Annotated in this window: 13 protein-coding genes; 4 read left to right on the top strand and 9 right to left on the bottom strand. The window is 73.4% G+C overall.

Annotation, left to right across the window (positions count from 1 at the left end; all coding sequences use genetic code 11):
- Positions 1-45 precede the first annotated feature (45 nt).
- Both GA0070564_RS22885 and GA0070564_RS22880 read left to right on the top strand, forming a co-directional pair.
- Positions 46-1227, top strand: coding sequence for an acetoin utilization protein AcuC (locus tag GA0070564_RS22885; RefSeq protein WP_091612411.1), 1182 nt, complete (start codon positions 46-48; stop codon positions 1225-1227).
- Positions 1228-1253: 26 nt separating this feature from the next.
- Positions 1254-3809, top strand: coding sequence for a bifunctional acetate--CoA ligase family protein/GNAT family N-acetyltransferase (locus tag GA0070564_RS22880; RefSeq protein ID WP_091612406.1), 2556 nt, complete (start codon positions 1254-1256; stop codon positions 3807-3809).
- Positions 3810-3837: 28 nt separating this feature from the next.
- On the opposite strand, the gene GA0070564_RS22875 is transcribed toward GA0070564_RS22880, so the two are convergent.
- Together GA0070564_RS22875 and sigB are read right to left on the bottom strand one after the other, a co-directional pair.
- Positions 3838-6000, bottom strand: a complete 2163-nt coding sequence (locus GA0070564_RS22875) for a HelD family protein (RefSeq protein ID WP_091612403.1) — start codon at positions 5998-6000, stop codon at positions 3838-3840.
- A gap of 209 nt (positions 6001-6209) precedes the next feature.
- On the bottom strand, positions 6210-7217 hold the full coding sequence (sigB, locus tag GA0070564_RS22870; protein WP_091612400.1) for an RNA polymerase sigma factor SigB: 1008 nt from the start codon (positions 7215-7217) through the stop codon (positions 6210-6212).
- A gap of 228 nt (positions 7218-7445) precedes the next feature.
- Between sigB and GA0070564_RS22865 the strand changes: the two genes are divergently transcribed.
- On the top strand, positions 7446-8231 hold the full coding sequence (locus GA0070564_RS22865) for a sporulation protein (protein WP_091612845.1): 786 nt from the start codon (positions 7446-7448) through the stop codon (positions 8229-8231).
- Positions 8232-8355: 124 nt separating this feature from the next.
- Here the strand turns inward: GA0070564_RS22865 and dtd are convergent, their stop codons facing one another.
- On the bottom strand, positions 8356-8778 hold the full coding sequence (gene dtd, locus GA0070564_RS22860) for a D-aminoacyl-tRNA deacylase (RefSeq protein ID WP_091612397.1): 423 nt from the start codon (positions 8776-8778) through the stop codon (positions 8356-8358).
- Positions 8778-10262 carry a DUF7782 domain-containing protein gene (locus GA0070564_RS22855; protein WP_176730799.1) on the bottom strand — a complete coding sequence of 495 codons (1485 nt, stop codon included), beginning with the start codon at positions 10260-10262 and terminating at the stop codon, positions 8778-8780. Before GA0070564_RS22855 ends, dtd begins: the two co-directional genes overlap by 1 nt.
- 186 nt (positions 10263-10448) lie before the next feature.
- Here GA0070564_RS22855 and GA0070564_RS22850 point away from each other — a divergent pair, with 186 nt between their 5' ends.
- Positions 10449-11669: a S8 family peptidase gene (locus tag GA0070564_RS22850; RefSeq protein WP_091612394.1), complete on the top strand. Its 1221-nt coding sequence runs from the start codon at positions 10449-10451 to the stop codon at positions 11667-11669.
- Positions 11670-11745: 76 nt separating this feature from the next.
- Here GA0070564_RS22850 and GA0070564_RS22845 read toward each other — a convergent pair whose 3' ends face one another.
- The 5 genes from GA0070564_RS22845 to GA0070564_RS22825 all read right to left on the bottom strand — a co-directional run bounded on the left by GA0070564_RS22845 (position 11746) and on the right by GA0070564_RS22825 (position 18379).
- Positions 11746-12951, bottom strand: coding sequence for a type II toxin-antitoxin system HipA family toxin (locus tag GA0070564_RS22845; protein ID WP_091612387.1), 1206 nt, complete (start codon positions 12949-12951; stop codon positions 11746-11748).
- Between the two features lies 1 nt (position 12952).
- Entirely contained in the window at positions 12953-14545 is a 1593-nt protein-coding gene (locus GA0070564_RS22840; protein WP_091612384.1) for a DUF262 domain-containing protein, read from the bottom strand.
- A 101-nt stretch (positions 14546-14646) separates the two neighbouring features.
- Entirely contained in the window at positions 14647-15717 is a 1071-nt protein-coding gene (locus tag GA0070564_RS22835; protein ID WP_091612380.1) for an ABC transporter ATP-binding protein, read from the bottom strand.
- Positions 15714-17249 (bottom strand): ABC transporter permease, encoded by a 1536-nt coding sequence (locus GA0070564_RS22830; RefSeq protein WP_091612836.1) that lies wholly within the window; start codon positions 17247-17249, stop codon positions 15714-15716. The genes GA0070564_RS22835 and GA0070564_RS22830 overlap by 4 nt, the downstream gene beginning before the upstream one ends.
- 71 nt (positions 17250-17320) lie before the next feature.
- Positions 17321-18379 carry an iron ABC transporter substrate-binding protein gene (locus GA0070564_RS22825; RefSeq protein ID WP_245670160.1) on the bottom strand — a complete coding sequence of 353 codons (1059 nt, stop codon included), beginning with the start codon at positions 18377-18379 and terminating at the stop codon, positions 17321-17323.
- Positions 18380-18406: the final 27 nt, after the last annotated feature.

The raw sequence follows: 18406 nt of genomic DNA, 5'->3' as shown, positions 1-18406 counted from the left end.
CAGGTCCGGTGGGCGGTGGGGGGTCCGCGTGCGACGATGGGCGGCATGTCCGACGACACGGTGGTGGTGTGGGACGAGTCCCTGCTCGCCTACGACATGGGTGACCATCCGCTCGACCCGGTCCGGGTGGAGCTGACCGTCGCACTCGCCCGCGAGCTGGGCGTCCTCGACCGTCCCGGGGTCCGCCTGGTCGCGCCGACGCCGGCCGACGACGCGCTGCTCACCCGGGTGCACCACCCCGGCTACCTGGCCGCCGTGCGGGCCGCGCCCGCCGACCCGCTCTTCGCCGGGTACGGGCTGGGCACCTCGGACAATCCCGTCTTCGACGGCATGCACGAGTCCAGCGCGCTGATCGCCGGCGCCAGCGTGGCCGCCGCCGAGGCGGTGTGGCGGGGCGAGGCCCGGCGGGCGGTCAACGTGGCCGGTGGGCTGCACCACGCCATGCCCGACCGGGCGGCCGGCTTTTGCGTCTACAACGACCCGGCCGTGGCCATCGCCCGCCTGCTCGACCTGGGCGCCGAACGGATCGCGTACGTCGACGTCGACGTGCACCACGGCGACGGCGTGCAGCAGGTGTTCTGGGACGACCCGCGGGTGCTCACGGTCAGCCTGCACGAGACCCCGCTGGCGCTCTTCCCCGGCACCGGGTTCCCCGACGAGACCGGCGGCCCGAACGCGGTGGGCAGCGCCGTCAACGTGCCGCTGCCGCCGGGGGTCGGCGACGCCGGCTGGCAGCGGGCCTTCCACGCGATCGTGCCGTCGGTGCTGCGCGCGTTCCGGCCGCAGCTGCTGGTCACCCAGTGCGGCGCCGACGGGCACCGACTCGACCCGCTGGCCGACCTGAACCTGTCGGTGGACGGGCAGCGGGCCACCTACCTGGCCCTGCGGGCGCTCGCCGACGAGCTCTGCGACGGCCGCTGGGTGGCCACCGGTGGCGGCGGGTACGCGCTGGCCGAGGTGGTGCCCCGGGCCTGGACGCATCTGCTGGCGATCGCGAGCGGCGACCCGGTCGACCCGGCCACGCTGACCCCGCCGGCCTGGCGGGAGTTGGCCGCGCGGCGGCTGCCGGGCCGGGAGATCCCGTTGCGGATGACCGACGACGTCGACCCGTCGTACCAGCCCTGGCAGCCGACCGGGGAGCCGAACTCGGTGGACCGGGCGATCGCCGTTGCCCGCAAGGCCGTCTTCCCGCTCTTCGGCCTCGATCCGCACGACCCGCGGGACTGAGCCGGCGGCAGGGGAGGACCGACCGCGTGACCACAGTCGACCAGCCGGTGGACGTGCTGCTCAGCGACGGCACCACCGTCGGGCTGCGCCCGATCCGCCCCGACGACGCGCCGGCCGTCGTGGCGATGCACGGGCGGTTCTCCGAGCGCACCCGCTACCTGCGTTACTTCTCGCCGTACCCGCGGATCCCCGACCGGGACCTGCAACGCTTCGTGGTGGTCGACCACCGCGACCGGGAGGCGTTCGTGGTGCTGGCCGGCGACCGGATCGTCGCCGTCGGCCGGTACGAGCGGCTCGGCCCCGAGTCGCCCGAGGCCGAGGTGGCCTTCGTGGTGGAGGACGCCTACCAGGGCCGGGGGATCGGGTCGGTGCTGCTGGAACACCTCGCCGACGCGGCCCGCCGGCACGGCATCGTGCACTTCGTCGCCGAGGTGCTCCCGGCCAACGGCGCGATGCTGCGGGTCTTCGCCGACTTCGGCTACCAGGTCCAGCGCCAGTACGCCGACGGCGTGGTGCACCTCAGCTTCCCGATCGCCCCCACCGAGGCCACCCTGGAGGTGCAGCGGGGCCGTGAGCACCGCACCGAGGCCCGGTCCATCGCCCGGCTGCTCGCCCCCCGCGCGATCGCCGTCTACGGGGCCAGCACCACCGGGCAGGGCGTCGGCGCGGCCGTCCTCGGGCACCTGCGGGACAGCGGCTTCACCGGCCCCATCGTGCCGGTGCACCCGGGCGCGGCGGTGGTGGCCGGGTTGCCCGCGTACCCGTCGGCGGCCGACGCCGGGGTCACCGTCGACCTGGCGGTGGTGGCGGTGGCCCCCGAGTCGGTGACCGAGGTGGTCGACGACGCAGCCCGGGCCGGCGCGCACGGCCTGGTGGTCATCTCGGCCGGGTTCGCCGAGGCCGGCGCGGAGGGCGCCGCCGCCCAGCGGGCCCTGGTCCGGGCCGCCCACCTGGCCGGCATGCGGGTCGTCGGGCCGAACTGCCTCGGCGTGGCCAACACCGACCCCGCGGTACGCCTCAACGCCACCCTCGCCCCGGTGCTGCCGGCCCCCGGTCGGGTCGGCGTCTTCAGCCAGTCCGGCGCGTTCGGCGTGGCGCTGCTGGCCGAGGCGTCCCGGCGTGGGCTGGGCCTGTCCAGCTTCGTCTCCGCCGGCAACCGGGCCGACGTCTCCGGCAACGACCTGCTGCAGTACTGGCAGGACGACCCCGGCACGAAGGTGATCACCCTCTATCTGGAGACCTTCGGCAACCCGCGCAAGTTCGCCCGGCTGGCCCGGCGGATCGGGCGGACCAAGCCGGTGGTGGCGCTGGCCTCACTGGCCCGGCCGGTGGGGGTCGGTGACGGGCCGGCCCTGGACACCGCCGCGGTCAGCGCCCTGTTCGCGCAGTCCGGGGTGATCCGGGTGGACACCGTCGCCGAACTGCTCGACGTGGGTGTGCTGCTGGACAGCCAACCCCTGCCCGCCGGCCGCCGGGTCGCCGTGGTCGGCAACTCCTCGGCGCTGACCGGGCTGGCCGCCACCGCCTGCGCCGCCGGGGACCTCACCGTCGCCGACGGTTATCCGCACGACGTCGGGCCCCGGGCCGGCGCGGCCGAGTTCGCCGCCGCGCTGGCCGGCGCCGCCGCCGACACCGGCGTCGACGCGGTGGTCGCCGTCTTCGCCCCGCCGCTCCCCGGCCAGCTGGTCGACTCCGAGGGCGACTTCACCACCGCGCTGCCCGACGCGCACGCCGCCGGCAAGCCGGTGGTCGCCACCTTCCTCGCCGGCCGGGTGCCGGCCGGGGTGCCCGCGTACCCGAGCGTCGAGGAGGCGGTACGCGCGCTGGCCCGGGTCACCACGTACGCCGACTGGCTGCGCCGGCCGCCGGGCGTCCTGCCGGAGCTTCACCGGATCGACCCGGCCGCCGGGCAGGCCGCGCTGCGCGCCGACGGCGGCGACCCGGCGGCGCTGCTGCGGGCGTACGGGATCGACGTGGTGGAGTCGGTGCGGGCCGGCACGGCCGACGAGGCGGTCGACGCCGCCGAGCGGCTCGGTTGGCCGGTGGCGTTGAAGGCCGCCGCCCCGGGCCTGCGGCACCGCCTCGACCTGGGTGCGGTCCGCCTCGACCTGGCCGACCCGCTCGCCGTGCGCCGCGCGTACGCCGAGATGGCGCCGGTCTTCGGCGGGGAGGTCCTGGTCCAGCCGATGGTCGCGCCCGGCGTGGCCTGCGTGGTGGAGCTGATGGAGGACCCGGCGTTCGGGCCGGTGGTCGGCTTCGGGCTCGGCGGGGTCGCCACCGAGCTGCTCGGCGACCGGGCCTGGCGGGCCGTGCCGCTGACCGACCGGGACGCCGCCGAACTGGTCGACGAGCCCCGGGCGGCGCCGCTGCTGCGCGGTCACCGGGGCGCCGCGCCGGTCGACCGGGGTGCCCTGGCCGACCTGCTGCTGCGGGTCGGCCGGCTCGCCGACGAGCAGCCCCGGGTCCGTGCGCTCACCCTCAACCCGGTGCTGGCCCGGCCGGACGGCATCTCCGTGCTGCACGCGACGCTGGGCACCGGGGCCGAGGCCCTCCGCCCCGACACCGGCCCCCGCCGGCTGTGAGGAGGGGCCCCTTCTCGGCGCCCGACCGCTACCTGAGGACCAGCTGTCCGAGTTCCTGGGTGCACCGGGTCAGCGCGACGTAGAGGCCGTTCCAGCCGCGCGGTTCCGCGGCGATGCCCTCGGGGTCGACCAGTAGCGTCGCGTCCCACTCCAGCCCCTTGGCCTGGGTCGCGGTGAGTACCGGCACCCCGCTCAGCACCGCGCGGAGTTCGGCGACGCGCCCGGCGGGGGCGACGACGCCGACCGTTCCGCCGTGCCATCGTCGCCGCAGCTCCCGCACGGCCCGGGTGGCGGAGTCGGCGAGCCCGGCGGGGGTGGTCGTGAGCGTCCAGGGCGCGATGCCGGAGGAGCGAACCGCCCGCGGCGGCGCGTTGCGGCTGCCGGCCCTCCTCAGGACGGCTTCGGTGAGGCCCATGACCTCACGCGGGGTCCGGTAACAGATGGTCAGTTCCGCGGCGGTCCAGCGGTCGCCGAGAACGGCCTGCACCGCCTGTGCCCAGCTGGTGTGCCGGTGCGCCGCCGCAGCCTGGTCGATGTCGCCGACGGCGGTGACGGAGCGACCGGGACAGCGCCGCAGGACCATGTGCCACTGCATCTCGGACAGCTCCTGCGCCTCGTCGACGACGACGTGGCCGTAGACCCAGTCGCGCTGCCGGCGAGCGTTGTCGGCGACGAACTCGCCCTGCCGGTGCCGGTCCTCTACCTCACCCAGCAGGTCGGCCAGGGCATCGAGCAGGGGAATGTCGCTCGACGCCCACGGTGCGGGCTCGGCCGAGACGGCGGTGAGCTCCGCCGGGGACAACCGCGGCGCGAACCGGGCCAGCAGGGTGCGGTCGGACAGCAGGCCGCGCAGCAGGGTTCCGGCGTCGAGGGTGGGCCACCACGCCTCGATGAACCGGGCGATGGCGGCGTTCCCGGCGATGCGGTGACGAAGGTTCTCCACCTCCTCCTCGGAGAGCAGGCCGTCGACCTCACTGCCGGCGGGCCTCCTGCCGGCGTTCCGGTCGTGCCCCAGCTCCCGGTCGACGCGGGCGAGGATGTCCTCGAAGCCCTCCTCCATCTCGTTCAGCAGCGCCTCGCGTCGCTCGACGACGGTTTCGGCGAGGATGTGGTGCAGTTGCTCGGCGAAGGCGGTGCGGGCGCGGTGGTAACGGCGTCCCTGGACCGCCGACGCGAGTGCCTGGGCAACCGCCGTGGCGGGAATGACGTAGAACTCGCCCTCCCAGCGGAGCCTCAGCTCACGGGGCCGGGGCAGCAGCGACGTGACGTGGTCCTCGAGCGCGGTCTGCCAGAGGGCGCGGCCCTTGATCTCGGCGAGATTCCGGCTCTCGTCGCGCTCCACCCGGAGCTTCGGCACCAGGGTGTCGCAGGTCGCCGAGACGACGGCGGTCTCACCGAGCGCGGGCAGCACCTGGGCGATGTACTCGAGGAAGCGCGGTGAGGGTCCGAGGACCAGGACCCCCTGCTGGGCCAGCTTCGGCTGGGCGAACAGGAGGTAGGCGACGCGGTGCAGGGCGACGACGGTCTTGCCGGTGCCGGGGCCACCCTGGACGATCAGCGGGCCGGTCGCCTCGGCGCGGATGATGTCGTCCTGTTCGCGTTGCAGCGTGGCGATCGCCGTCGACATGTGGCCGGTGCGCCGTTGGTCCAGGGCGGCGAGCAGTGCGCCTTCACCGACGAGATCGGCGGTTGCGGTGCCGTCCAACGGCTCGTCGTCGACGCCGACAACGGTCGATCTCGTCGTACGGATGTGGCGACGCCGGGCCTGGCCCTGGGGATCGACCGCCGTCGCGGTGTAGAAAGGCCGTGCCGCCGGAGCGCGCCAGTCCACCAACAGTGGCTCGTCGTCCTCGGAATCGACGCGGAGACCGACCCGGCCGATGTGTCGTACGGTGCCGTCGACGCCGTCGAGGCGGCCGAAGACCAGCCCCTCCCGCGCTCGCTCCAGCTCCTCGTACTGCTGGCGCAGCATGCGCTGACGCGCCCGCTCCAACGCGTCCGACGACAGCTCGTCCGTCAGATGGCCGGCGAGCCTGTCGCGTCGGGCGGTGGCCAGGTCGAGGAATTCCTGTTCCTCGGCCAGCGCGGATCGACGCGCGCCATCCGCCGCGGTGGAGGTCGGCGATTCACCGGACGGTGCGATTTCGCTGACGCCAGCGGTGCCTTCGTGCAGGGCATGACTCTGGCGCATTCGCAGATCCTTGCGTCGCTGCCTTCCCTGGGCCGGGACGGGCCGCAGGGTTTTCGGGCGGCAAGCATAAGGGCCGTCTCGCCACGACGGTGGGGAATTCCGTCGACGGAGACGGTGATCTCAACGCCTTGAGGTTCGGTGCAGATCATGGCCCCGGTCACCGAGGCGGGCCCCGGCGAACCGCCGGGGCCCTTCGGGTGCGGTACCGCTCAGCAGGCGTACGCCTCCAGGCGGTTGGCCCGCTCCGGGTCGCGCAGCTTCAGCAGGGTGACCTTCTCGATCTGCCGGATCCGCTCCCGGGACAGCCCGAACTCGCGGCCCACCTCGTCCAGGGTGCGCTGGCGGCCGTCGTCGAGGCCGAACCGCAGCCGGATCACCGCCTGCTCCCGCTGGGACAGGGTGGCCAGCACGATCCGCACGTCGTTGCGCAGCTCACCGCTGTCGGCCTGCTCCTGGCGCGGGTCCACCGCCGCGACGAAGTCACCGAGCGCGCTCTCGCCGTCCTCGCCCACCGCCTGGTCCAGGCTGACCGGCTCCCGGTCGTACGAGATCAGCTCGATGACCTGGAACTCCGGGACCTCCATGGCCACGGCCACCTCGGCCACGGTGGGCTCCCGGCCCAGCGAGACGGAGAGCTCGCGGCGGGCCCGGACCATCCGGTTGACCTGCTCGACCATGTGCACCGGGATGCGGATGGTGCGGGCCTGGTCGGCCATGGCGCGGGTGATGGCCTGCCGGATCCACCAGGTGGCGTACGTGGAGAACTTGTAGCCCTTGGCGTAGTCGAACTTCTCGACCGCGCGGATCAGGCCCAGGTTGCCCTCCTGGATCAGGTCCAGGAACGCCATCCCGCGGCCGGTGTACCGCTTGGCGATGCTGACCACCAGCCGCAGGTTCGCCTCCAGCAGGTGGTCCTTGGCGGCCCGGCCCTCGGCGGCGATCAGCGTCAGGTCGGCGCGCAGCTGCGCCGAGACGGGGGTGCAGGTGCTCAACTTCTCCTCGGCGAAGAGGCCGGCCTCGATCCGCTTCGCCAGCTCGACCTCCTGCGCGGCGGTGAGCAGCTTGGTGCGGCCGATTCCGTTGAGGTAGGCGCGGACCAGGTCGGTGGAGACGCCGCGCTCGTCGGTGGCGTCCAGGTCGGTCAGGGTCTCGGTGCCGTGCTCGGCGTCGACGACGGCGGTCGGGCCCGACTGGTGCTCGATCATCTGCTGGACCATCTCTGTCTCTCCCCGTGTCCACTCTGGTGGCGCTCACCGGGTTCCGCGCCCGTGCCGGCGCGGTTCGCCCGGTGAGAACAGCTTGCCAACGGGGGCGTGAGACGGGGGTGAGGCGATCGGGCACCCGACAGCAATCCCGACGGAAACCCGGACCGTCCTTGCCCGCCGCGGTTACCGTGCCAGCGGTCGGCCGGTCGGTCGGCGTACCGAGAGGTGACGGAGGACGTGGTGGTGTTCAAGCGGCTGATGCAGGCGATGGGCGTGGGTGGCCCGTCGGTGGACACCGTGCTGACCAACCCGAACTGCCGGCCGGGCGGCCAGCTCGAAGGGCGCATCCAGGTGGTCGGCGGCGACCACCCGGTCGACGTGTCGTACCTGGCGCTGGGGCTGGTCACCCGGGTCGAGGTGGAGAGCTCCGACTCGGAGTACGACACGAACCAGGAGTTCGGCCGCCAGCAGGTGACCGGGACGTTCCGGTTGGAGCCGGGCCAGCGCCACGAGGTGCCGTTCCGCTTCCCGGTGCCGTGGGAGACCCCGCTGACCGACCTGTACGGGCAGCACCTGCACGGGATGACGATGGGTCTGCGTACCGAGCTGGAGGTGGCCCGGGCCGTCGACAAGGGCGACCTGGACCCGGTGGCGGTGCACCCGCTGCCGGCGCAGGAACGGGTGCTGGAGGCGCTGCTGCGGCTGGGCTTCCGGTTCGCCCGCGCCGACGTCGAGCGTGGGCACCTCTACGGCGTACGCCAGGGCCTGCCGTTCTACCAGGAGATCGAGTTCCACTCCGCCCCGCAGTACGCCCGGGCGCTGAACCAGCTGGAGGTCACCCTCGTGACCGACCCGCGCCAGGTGCAGGTGGTGCTGGAGATGGACAAGCGCGGCGGCCTGTTCACCGAGGGTCGGGACGCCTTCGGCCGGTTCACCGTCGACCACGCCGCCGCCACCACCGACCTGGCCCCCCACCTCGACGCCCTGATCCGCCAGTCCCTCTCCCACCGCGGCCTCTTCTCCTGACCCACCCCCACCCCGCACCCTCGCTGGTTGATCATGAAGTTAGCGGCACTGAAACAGATCAACTTCGCCGCTAACTTCATGATCAACGGGTTCGGGGCCCGGGGTTCGGGCCTTGGGGTGGGGTTTAGAGGTCCAGGAGGAGGGTTCGGGGGCCCACGTTGACGCTCTCGACGAGCATGTGGGTGCGGAAGCGGCCGGTCTCGACCTTCGCGCCGCGGGTGCGCAGCTCCTCGACCACCGCCGTGACCAGGGGCTCGGCCTGCTCGGCGGGGGCGGCCTGGGTCCAGCTGGGGCGGCGGCCCCTGCGGGCGTCGCCGTAGAGGGTGAACTGGCTGACGACCAGGATCGGGGCGCCGGTGTCGGCGGCGCTGCGCTCCTCGTCCAGGATCCGCAGCTCGTGGATCTTGCGGGCCATGGTGGCGGCGACCTGCGGGGTGTCGGCGTGGGTGACGCCGAGCAGCACCAGCAGGCCGTCGCCGATCGCGCCGACCACCTCGCCGTCCACGGTGACGCTGGCCCGGCCGACGGTCTGCACCACCGCCCGCATCAGCCGGTCACCGGCTCGATGAAGCCGCGCTCGACCAGGTGGGCCACGATCGGGCCGGCCGCCTCGGCCAGCTCCTCCGGCGCCACGTCGTGCGCGGCGGCGAGCAGTGCCAGCTGGTCGCGCAGGGCGAGCCGGCCGTCCGCGCCGCCGACCAGGGCCAGCACCAGCGGGTCGACCTCCTCGGTCCAGCGCAGTCCGTGCGGCATGGCGAGGACCTGCCGGTCCACCGCCCAGCCCTCGTCGCCCATGGTCGCCTCCTGGCGCAGCTGGAGGCCGTCGGCGGCCCGGTAGCGCTCGGCGAGCAGCGCGTCGGTGTCGCGTACCCGGAGGAAGTCCTGGCGGTCGAACCAGGCGGCGACCCGGTCGCCCATCGGCGGCTCGACCCGCTGACGCAGGTCCTCCACCCGGACCATCGGGTCGTCGTGCCCGGAGCGGCGCAGCGAGACGATGCCGAAGCCGATCGCCTCGACCTTGTGGGCGTCGAACCAGTCCAGCCAGGCGGCCATCCGCTGCGGGTCGTGCGCCTCGCCGACGTCGGTCAGCCAGAGGTTGACGTACGCCATCGGGTCGGCAACCTCGCGCTGGACCACCCAGGCGTCCAGCCCGGTGCCGGCGAACCAGCCGGCCACCCGGTCGCCCCAGTCCTCGCCGGCGACGTGCACCCAGTTCGCGAGGTACTGCATGGTCCCGCCCTCGGTGAGCAGGTCCGGCGCGGCGGCGGCCAGCTCCGCGCCGATCGCGTCGCCCACCCGGCCGGAGTCCCGGTAGACGTGGGTGGTGGTGCCCGGGCCGACCACGAACGGCGGGTTGCTCACCACCAGGTCGAAGCGGCGGCCGGCGACCGGGGCGACCATGTCGCCGCGTAGCAGCTCCCAGTCCTGGCCGTTGAGCGCCGCAGTGGTGGCCGCGAAGCGCAGGGCCCGCTCGGAGAGGTCGGTGGCGGTCACCCGCCGGGCGTGGGTGGCCAGGTGCAGCGCCTGTACGCCGGAGCCGGTGCCCAGGTCGAGCGCGGTCTCCACCGGCCGACGGACGGTGGCGCCGATCAGCGTCTGGGTGGCCCCACCGATGCCGAGCACGTGCTCGCTGTGCAGCGGGCGACCCGGTCGGGCGCTGGCCGGCACGTCGGCGAGCACCCACCAGTCGTCGCCGTACGGCTCCAGGTCCAGGCCCATCCGCAGCCCGTCGCCGTGCCGCTCGACCAGGCCACCGGCGAGCGCCTCGTCCAGCGGCAGCGGCGCCAGCGCGGCGGCCACCGCGGCCTCCGGCTCGGTCTGCTCGCAGATGAAGACCCGGATCAGGGTGCCGAGCGGGTCACGGTCCTCGGTCGCGCGCAGGGCCGCCCGGAAGTCGTTGCGGGCCACTCCGCCGGTGGCCTGCGGCCCGAGCCGGGTGGCGATCCCGTTGGACGTGTAGTCGGCCCGGGTCAGCGCGGTGCGCAGCGCGTCGACGCCGGCGGGGGAGAGCAGCATGTCGTGTCGGTCCACGCAGCCATCCTGCCTCGCCGCCCGGCCCGACCGGCCGGCACCCGAGACATCCGCCCCGCCGGAGGAATTGATCGACCTACATCTCTTTTATGTTCATCGATTGTTGCCTAGAGTCTGCGGCAACGTTCGTGACAGGAGCCCCGGTGGCCACGAGTCCGTCCGGGTGCCCCGGTAGGAGGTCAGCCGATGTCCGTTGTGCCCGTACCCCGACGCCGTGTGATCCGCGCGATCGCCCTGGCCGCCGCGGCGGCCGCCGTGTCCGCCGCCACCTCCACGCCCGCCCTGGCCGCTCCCACCGGGGAGATCCGCGGCGCCGGCGCCCCGGGCGCCATCGGCGGGAGCTACCTGGTCGTCCTCAAGAGCGACGCGGTCGGCTCCGTCAACAGCCTCACCGCCCGCACCGCCGTGCCGGACCGCGCCGCCGCGCTGACCCGGCGGTACGGCGGCAGCGTCGCCGAGACGTACAGCGCCGCCCTCACCGGGTTCGCCGCGAAGATGTCCGCCGGGCAGGCGCGGCGACTGGCCGCCGACCCCGCCGTCGCGTACGTCGAGCAGGACCAGGTGCTGACCGTCCAGGCCACCCAGACCAACCCGCCGTCCTGGGGGCTGGACCGGATCGACCAGCGCAGCCTGCCGCTGAACAGCTCGTACACCTACCCGAACACCGCCTCGAACGTGCGGGCGTACATCATCGACACCGGCATCCGGACCACCCACAGCGACTTCGGCGGCCGGGCCAGCTGGGGCACCAACACGGTCGACACCAACAACACCGACTGCAACGGCCACGGCACCCACGTCGCCGGCACCGTCGGCGGCGCGTCCTACGGGGTGGCCAAGAGCGTCCGGCTGATCGCGGTCAAGGTGCTCAACTGCTCCGGCAGCGGCAGCACCACCGGCGTGATCAGCGGCGTCAACTGGGTGACCGCCAACGCGGTCAAGCCGGCCGTGGCGAACATGAGCCTCGGCGGCGGGGCCAGCACCTCGCTGGACAACGCGGTCGCCAACTCGATCGCCTCCGGCGTGACGTACGCGGTGGCCGCCGGCAACTCCAGCGCCAACGCCTGCAACTCCTCGCCGTCGCGGGTCGCCTCGGCGCTCACCGTCGGCGCCACCACCAGCACCGACGCCCGCGCCTCGTACTCCAACTACGGCTCCTGCCTGGACCTCTTCGCGCCGGGCTCGTCGATCAGGTCGGACTGGAACACCGGCGACACCGCCACCAACACCATCAGCGGCACCTCGATGGCCAGCCCGCACGTGGCCGGCGCCGCCGCGCTGGTGTTGTCGGCCAACCCGGGCTACACCCCGTCGCAGGTGGCGAGCACGCTGACCAGCAAGGCCACCACCGGCGTGGTGACCAGCCCCGGCACCGGCTCGCCGAACCGGCTGCTCTTCGTCAGCTGATCCGACGCCTCAAAGGTGGCCTGGTGGACGGCTCCCGCCGCCACCGGGCCACTCCGCGTGGAGCGTGCGGTCGGGGTCAGTCGACCGCCTGGCAGATGGCAAGCGTGTCGAGTCGCGTCGTGTAGTGATCGGCCAGGGGGCCGAAGAGATCCCGTGCTTCCGTGCCCACCGTCAGGTTCCAAGCCTCGCGGAGCCGGCTGGCGGCTTCGGCGACCACCTCCGCCGTGCCATCTGGATCGGCGCCGGCCTGCTCCGCCAGTCTGCGGAAGTGATCCCGCGTGACGGCGGACGGAACCGTTTCGCCGCCGAGGCTGAGCGCCAGCGGCGACCAGCGGTAGGACGAATAGAAGGACAGCGAGTGGAAGTCGTAGACCGGGGCCAGTTGAGGGGTGCGCCCATCTGGGTACCTGACCGCCCAGTTCTTGAGGTGCGCGTCGGTGTTGCCGACCAGCAGCATCGCGACGAGCCGGCGGACAAAGTCGTGGTAGCCGTCATCGTCGGTCAGCTCACGAACGGCCGCCGCGAGCGAGTCGTAGGTGGCGCCCGACTCGCTGTACTTGAACCGCGGGTCGACGTCCGCGATCTGGGCGAAGTCCTCGACATGGACCGGGCCAGCAGCGGTACGGTCAAATCGCTGGATGAGGTAGACCCGCTCGTCGGGAGCGACCAGGCCGTCGGGTAGTCCCTTCACGGCGTCCGCCCGCACCAGATGCACGTCTGGTACCGGATAGCCCGCAGCAGCGAGCCAGCGCATGGTCAGGTACTCGTTGCAGGGCAGGTCACGAAGGGCCCGGTCCGGCAGCTTGACGATCCACCAGCCGCCGTTGCCGCTCACCGGAATGGCGAGACGGTCCGCAGAGACCGAGTACTTGAGCTGAACACCGGCCAGCGAGTGTCGAAGCGGGTGCTCCACATCCGCTTCGTGGTCGGGAGGAAGGAGATCGTCTTGGGGTTCGACATCCGCGTGGACGGTCACCGCACCTGGCAGGTTGCCTCCGACCCTGAGTAGCAGGGTGAAGTCCCCAACGTTCCCTCCGCCCAGCTCACGGATGATCTGACGGCGCAGAGCACCCTCGGGCAGGAGGTTGCCGAACCAGGCGGGCAGGCCGACACGGGCCCGCCGCACCGCGCGGGGGTCGTCCTCGAAGACCTGCCCGAGGACGAGATGGTCCGGCGAGGACAGGTCGTCGTCGTACCGGAACTCCGAGCCGCCCTGTACGAAGCGCAACTCGCCGACCCTGCGGCGTTGCAGTCGAACCTCTGCCACCACAGCAGGCGGCATGTCAGGCCGCCGACCGGAGGATGTCGGAGACCGCACGCCCGTCCCGGGCACCCCACTCGGCCATCCGATTCACGTGATCGGTGATGACCCGGCTGCAGTCTTCCGCCCGGAGAAGGAGGAACGTGGGCACATTTCCGCCGCCGAGTTCCTCCTGGGCCGCTTCGCTCAGCAGGTGGCTGGCCGCGACCTCTGCTGACGCTGCTGCGAGGACGGCCGGTGAGATCCGTTCGCCGGGCGGAAGAACGAAGCGGTTCGCAATCGTACTGTCGACGCCGGTGGAGCCGTCCTCCCGCAGAAGCGGCCGCAGTGGGCTGCCCTGTTCCAGGATCCGACCGATGTCGATGAGGTTGCCGCTGGTCACGTCACGGGGCTCGGCGGAGAGCAGACCCAGCGTGTTGAGCTTGGCCATGGCGTGGTTGAAGTGGACCTTGTCAAGTTCGGCGGTGAAGTCGGGGAAGGACTGCACCCTGGTGAGAAGATTCACCGCCGCCATCAACGGATCAGCTACGTCCACCGCGTCCACCTGGTTCCGGACGTCGGCGACGCTCACTCCCCGGGCTCGGGTGCCGGCCACCGCGCTACGCCACACCCAGCGGCGGAGCAGTCTGGCAGCCCGCCCCGTCGGCACTCCGTGCAGACGGATGAACCTCACCAGAATCGGCAGGACGTGCGAGTACGGCAGGAGCTTGATGTGCGGGATGCCGCACTCCCCGCGCAGGAAGTCGACCGCTTCGCGCAGGCGGGCAGCCACCTCGCGCAGAGTCTCGTTCGGGTCGTCCTGTGGGCCGAACTCCTGTCGGAAGTCCTCCCGGAATATGTCGCCACCTCGGTAGGCCAACACACACCGTAGGGCGAGTCGATCGTCCAGCGCGCCGAAGCCGACTGCGGCCGGGACCTGACCGAGGCCGTGGAGATTGGTCAGCTCGTCGCCAACCGCTCCTGTGTGCAGCGCCTGGAAGACCTCCGACTTGGTCAGCCGTTTCCCGGTCGTGTTCATCCGGGTGAAGATTTCCAGCAGGGCTGCTTCGTCCGCCGAGTGCACGACGTACGTGGGGATCTGGTATTCGCGGATGGCCTTGGCGGCCTGGTCGGCGAGCGCGAGCTGATCCTCTGTCAGCCAGTCGGAATTGTCTCGCATCCACCTCAGCAGGATGGCGGTGTCCAGCAGGAAGCTGACCGGAACCCACGCTCTCGGGGGCCGCTGACGGCCGCCGGTGGTGTGGAACTCGCCGGTGTCGAGATCCAGGTGAACCCGGAAGCGGGGGTCCACCGACCGGTCGGCAAGCGTGAGTGCACCCACCAGGGAGACGATGCGCTGCTGACCGTCGACCACCCAGAGCGCGCCGGCCGTCTCGGGTGCCTCCACCGCCAGCGGGCCGACCTGGAGAGTTTGGGCCGGGGCCGGCCGGCGCCACAGGAGCAGGTTACCGATCGGGAAGCCACGCAGCAGGCTGTCGAAGAGCCGTACGATGTCGGCTGCCTCCCACTTGAAGGAGCGCTGGAACGGCGGAATGCGGATCAGCCCAGCCGTGACGTCCCTGACCAGGTCCTCCGGCGTGCGGTACTCGACGCGAGGCCTCTCCAGACTCGGCACGGCCCACCTCTCTTCGACGACGTCCCGAGACTATCGGGTTCGGACCCCTTGGTCCGCGAGGCGCATGCGCCTCCCCGCAACGCCGATGTCTCGAACCGTGGTCAGCCGATCATGACGGCGGGGACCGGGGCGCCGCTCGGCTGCGCTGGCCAGGCCCGGGCCGCCCCGGCCACCGCGACCGCGACCTCGACGCCCACCGGCACCGGTTCCCCCGGGTCCCACACCCGGGCGGTGACCCGGGTGCCGTCCGCCAGCCGCAGCGCGACCAGCGCGTCGTGGCCGTGGAAGTCGTGCCGCAGCACCGTGGCGGCGACCGCGCCGGACGAGCCGCCGGGGACGACGCGTACCTGCTCGGGCCGGACCAGCACGGTGACCGGGCCGTCCGGCACGCCGCCGGCGATCGGCAGCAGGCCCAGCGGCGTCGCCGCCCGGCCGGCCTCGGCCACGGCGGGCAGCAGCACGGCCTCGCCGACGAAGCCGGCCACCCACGGGTCGGCCGGTTCCCGGTAGACCTCGCTCGGCGTGCCGGCCTGCACGACCCGGCCGGTACGCAGCACCACCACCCGGTCGGCCACCGAGAGCGCCTCACCCTGGTCGTGGGTGACCAGCACCCCGGTCGCCCCGTCGGCGCGCAGCGCCGCCCGGATGTCGTGCCGCAGCCCGGCCCGCAGCCCCGCGTCGAGGGCGCTGAACGGCTCGTCGAGCAGCACCAGCGACGGCCGGGGTGCCAGCGCCCGGGCCACCGCGACCCGCTGCTGCTGCCCACCGGAGAGCTGGTGCGGCATCCGGTCGCCGTAGCCGGCGAGCCCGACCAGGGCGAGCACCTCGTCGACCCGCTCGCCGCGCCGGGCCGACCGGTCCAGCCCGTACCCGACGTTCGCGGCGACGCTCAGGTGCGGGAAGAGCGCACCCTCCTGGGGCACCACGGCGATCCGCCGCCGGTGCGCCGGAACGTGGCGGCCACCACCGGCCACCGTACGGCCGTCCACCCGGATCTCCCCGGCGTCGAGCCGTTCGAAGCCGGCCAGGCAGCGCAGCAGGGTGGTCTTGCCGCAGCCGGACGGGCCCAGCACGGCGGTCAGCGCGCCGGCCGGGACGGTCAGGTCCACCCCGGCCAGCGCGGTGACCGCGCCGTAGCGCTTGACCACGCCGGTCAGCCCCACCTCGCTCATCGGCGATCCTCCTTCTCCAGCAGGCCGCTGCGGGCCACCAGCAGCCAGGTCGGCACCGCCGAGATGGCCACCAGCAGGGCCGCGTACGGGGCCGCCGCGGCGTACGCGCCGACCGCGGTGTTCGTCCACAGCTCGGTGGCGAGGGTGTCGGTGCCGGTCGGGCGGAGCAGCAGCGTGGCCGGGAGCTCCTTCATGCCGGTCAGGAAGACCAGCGCCGCGCCCGCGCCGATGCCGGGCAGGGTGAGCGGCAGGGTGACCGTGCGCAGCACCGTCCACGGCCCCCGGCCCAGCGACCGGGCCACCTCCTCCAGCCCGGGTGGCGCCTGGCCGGCCGCGCCGGCCACCGCGCCGACGGCCAGCGGCAGGAAGAGGGTCGCGTACGCCAGCGCCAACAGCCACCGGGTCTGGTAGAGCGGGTACGCCACGGTGATCCCGAAGAAGATCAGCGACAGTCCGATCACCACGCCGGGCAGCGCGTGGGCGAGGTAGGCGAGCCGGTCCAGCGCGGTGGCCAGCGGGCCGGGCGCGCGTGCGGTGAGCAGCCCCAGGGGCAGCGCGAGCAGCATGGTCAGCGCCGCGCCGGCCAGCGAGAAGGTCAGCGAGTTGCCGGCCGCGGCGAGCACCTCGGTCAGTGCGCCGGGCCGGGACACCCCGGCGGCGAGCCGGCGGGCCAGGCTCACCGCGGGCACGCCCAGCGCCAGCGCGGCGACGCCGACCAGGGCCGCCAGGGCCGGCCAGCGGGCCGCGCCGAGGCGCAGCCGCAGCGGTGGCCGACGGGCGCCGCCGAGCCGGGCGTACCGGGCGCCGCGGCGGCGGGTGAGCGTCTCGCCGCCCAGCAGCAGCACGGTCAGCGCCACCAGGACGCAGGAGAGCACCAGCGCGCCGGTCCGGTCGAAGCCCAGGTCGAAGGCGATGAAGATGGCCCGGGTGAAGGTGTCGGCGCGCAGGATGGAGACCGCGCCGAAGTCGGAGAGCACGTAGAGGGCGACCAGCAGGGCCCCGGCGGCGGTGGCCGGCCGGATCTGGCGCAGGGTCACGTCGGTGAAGGTGCGCCAGCCGCCCCGGCCCAGCGAGCGGGAGACCTCCTCCTGGGCGGGGTCCGCGCCGTGCAGCGCGGCGGCCACCGGCAGGAAGACGTACGGGTAGGAGCAGAGGGTGAGCACCAGCGCCGCCGGCCAGAAGCCCTCCAGCCGGTCCACCGTGGAGACCCAGGCGAACGCGGCGATGTAGGTGGGCACGGCCAGGGGCAGCGCGGCGAGCACCGCGAACAGCCGCCGGCCGGGCAGGTCGGTGCGGGTGACCAGCCAGGCCGCGCCTACCCCGATCAGCACGCAGGCGGCGGTCACCACGGCCGCCAGGGCGAGGCTGCGCAGGGCGAGCAGGCCGACCCGCGAGGTCCACAGCTCGGCGGCGATCCGGTCGGCGCCGGCCTCGGCGGTGCGTACCCCGAGGTAGACCAGGGGGACCAGGGCGACGGCGACCGCGGCGGTCGAGGCCGCGAGCAGCGCCGGGCGCGGCGCCAGCCGGCGCAGTCCCGCGGGTACGCCCGAGCGGGCCGGCCCGGTGCGGGCCGGCCCGACGCCGGTGGTGGTGGCGGTCATGGTCAGGGGACCAGGCCCGAGTCCTTGATCAGGGCGATCGTGGCGTCCAGGGTGTCCAGGTCGTTGAGGTCGATGTCCGGGCTGTCCAGGTCGGCCAGCGGGGGTACGCCGGCCGGGCCGGTGACCCCGGCGACGACGGGGTACTCGAAGGTCTGTTCGGCGAAGTACCGCTGCGACTCGGGGTTGAGCAGGAAGTCCACGAACGCCCTGGTGTCCGGGTCCTGTGCGGAGCGCTTGAGCACGCCCACGCCGGCGACGTTGACCAGCGCGCCGGTGTCCCCGCCCGGGAAGAAGTGCAGCTTGGCCTTGAGGGCCTCGGGCGTGCTGCCCTGCTCCTTGGCGACCTCGCCGATGTAGTAGTGGTTGACCAGGCCGACCGGGATGGCGCCGGCGTTCACGTCCTCGACGATCTTGACGTTGTTCTCCCGGATCTGCGGCTCGTTGGCGGCCAGGCCGGCCAGGAACTCCTTGGCCCTCGCCTCGCCGTGCTGCACCTTGATCGCGGTGACGAAGGCCTGGAAGGAGGCGTTGGTCGGGGCGACCCCGATCCGGCCCTTCCACTTCGGGTCGGTCAGCTCGAAGACCGACGTCGGCAGCTCGGCGGCGGGCACGACGTCGGCGTTGTACGCCAGCACCCGGGAGCGGGCGCTCACGCCGACCCACTCGCCGCCGCGGGAGCGGTAGGTCTGCGGCACCTTCTGCACGGCGTCGGCCGGCAGGGCGGCGAACATCTTCCGCTTGCTGACGGCGCCCAGCGCGCCGGCGTCCTGGGCGAAGAACGCGTCGGCGGGGGAGCGGTCGCCCTCCTCCACCAGCTGCGCGGCGAGCTGGGCGGTGGTGGCGTACCGGGTCCTGACGGTGATGCCGCTCTGCTGGCTGAACCGGTCGAGCAGCGGCTTGACCAGCTGCTCGTTGCGGCCACTGTAGATGGTGAGGATCTTGTCGCCGGGCTTGCCGGGGTCCGCGTCCTCGGACTCGCCGGAGCCGCAGGCGACCAGGCCGACGGAGAGCAGTCCGGCGGCGAGCAGCGTCGCGGTGGACCTGCGGGCGGGGACGGGCACGGCGGGCTCCCTCTTGTCCGGCGCGGG

Source organism: Micromonospora mirobrigensis (assembly GCF_900091555.1).
Taxonomy (GTDB): Bacteria; Actinomycetota; Actinomycetes; order Mycobacteriales; family Micromonosporaceae; genus Micromonospora; species Micromonospora mirobrigensis.
The sequence above is the reverse complement of the archived record's forward strand: the minus strand, read 5'-3'. Positions and strand labels throughout refer to the sequence as shown.

Excerpts from the sequence above, each read along its gene's own strand:
- GA0070564_RS22885 (WP_091612411.1), top strand. The coding sequence starts at position 46 with ATGTCCGACGACACGGTGGTGGTGTGGGACGAGTCCCTGCTCGCCTAC.
- GA0070564_RS22875 (WP_091612403.1), bottom strand. The coding sequence starts at position 6,000 with ATGCGCCAGAGTCATGCCCTGCACGAAGGCACCGCTGGCGTCAGCGAA.
- sigB (WP_091612400.1), bottom strand. The coding sequence starts at position 7,217 with ATGGTCCAGCAGATGATCGAGCACCAGTCGGGCCCGACCGCCGTCGTC.
- dtd (WP_091612397.1), bottom strand. The coding sequence starts at position 8,778 with ATGCGGGCGGTGGTGCAGACCGTCGGCCGGGCCAGCGTCACCGTGGAC.
- GA0070564_RS22850 (WP_091612394.1), top strand. The coding sequence starts at position 10,449 with ATGTCCGTTGTGCCCGTACCCCGACGCCGTGTGATCCGCGCGATCGCC.
- GA0070564_RS22845 (WP_091612387.1), bottom strand. The coding sequence starts at position 12,951 with ATGCCGCCTGCTGTGGTGGCAGAGGTTCGACTGCAACGCCGCAGGGTC.
- GA0070564_RS22835 (WP_091612380.1), bottom strand. The coding sequence starts at position 15,717 with ATGAGCGAGGTGGGGCTGACCGGCGTGGTCAAGCGCTACGGCGCGGTC.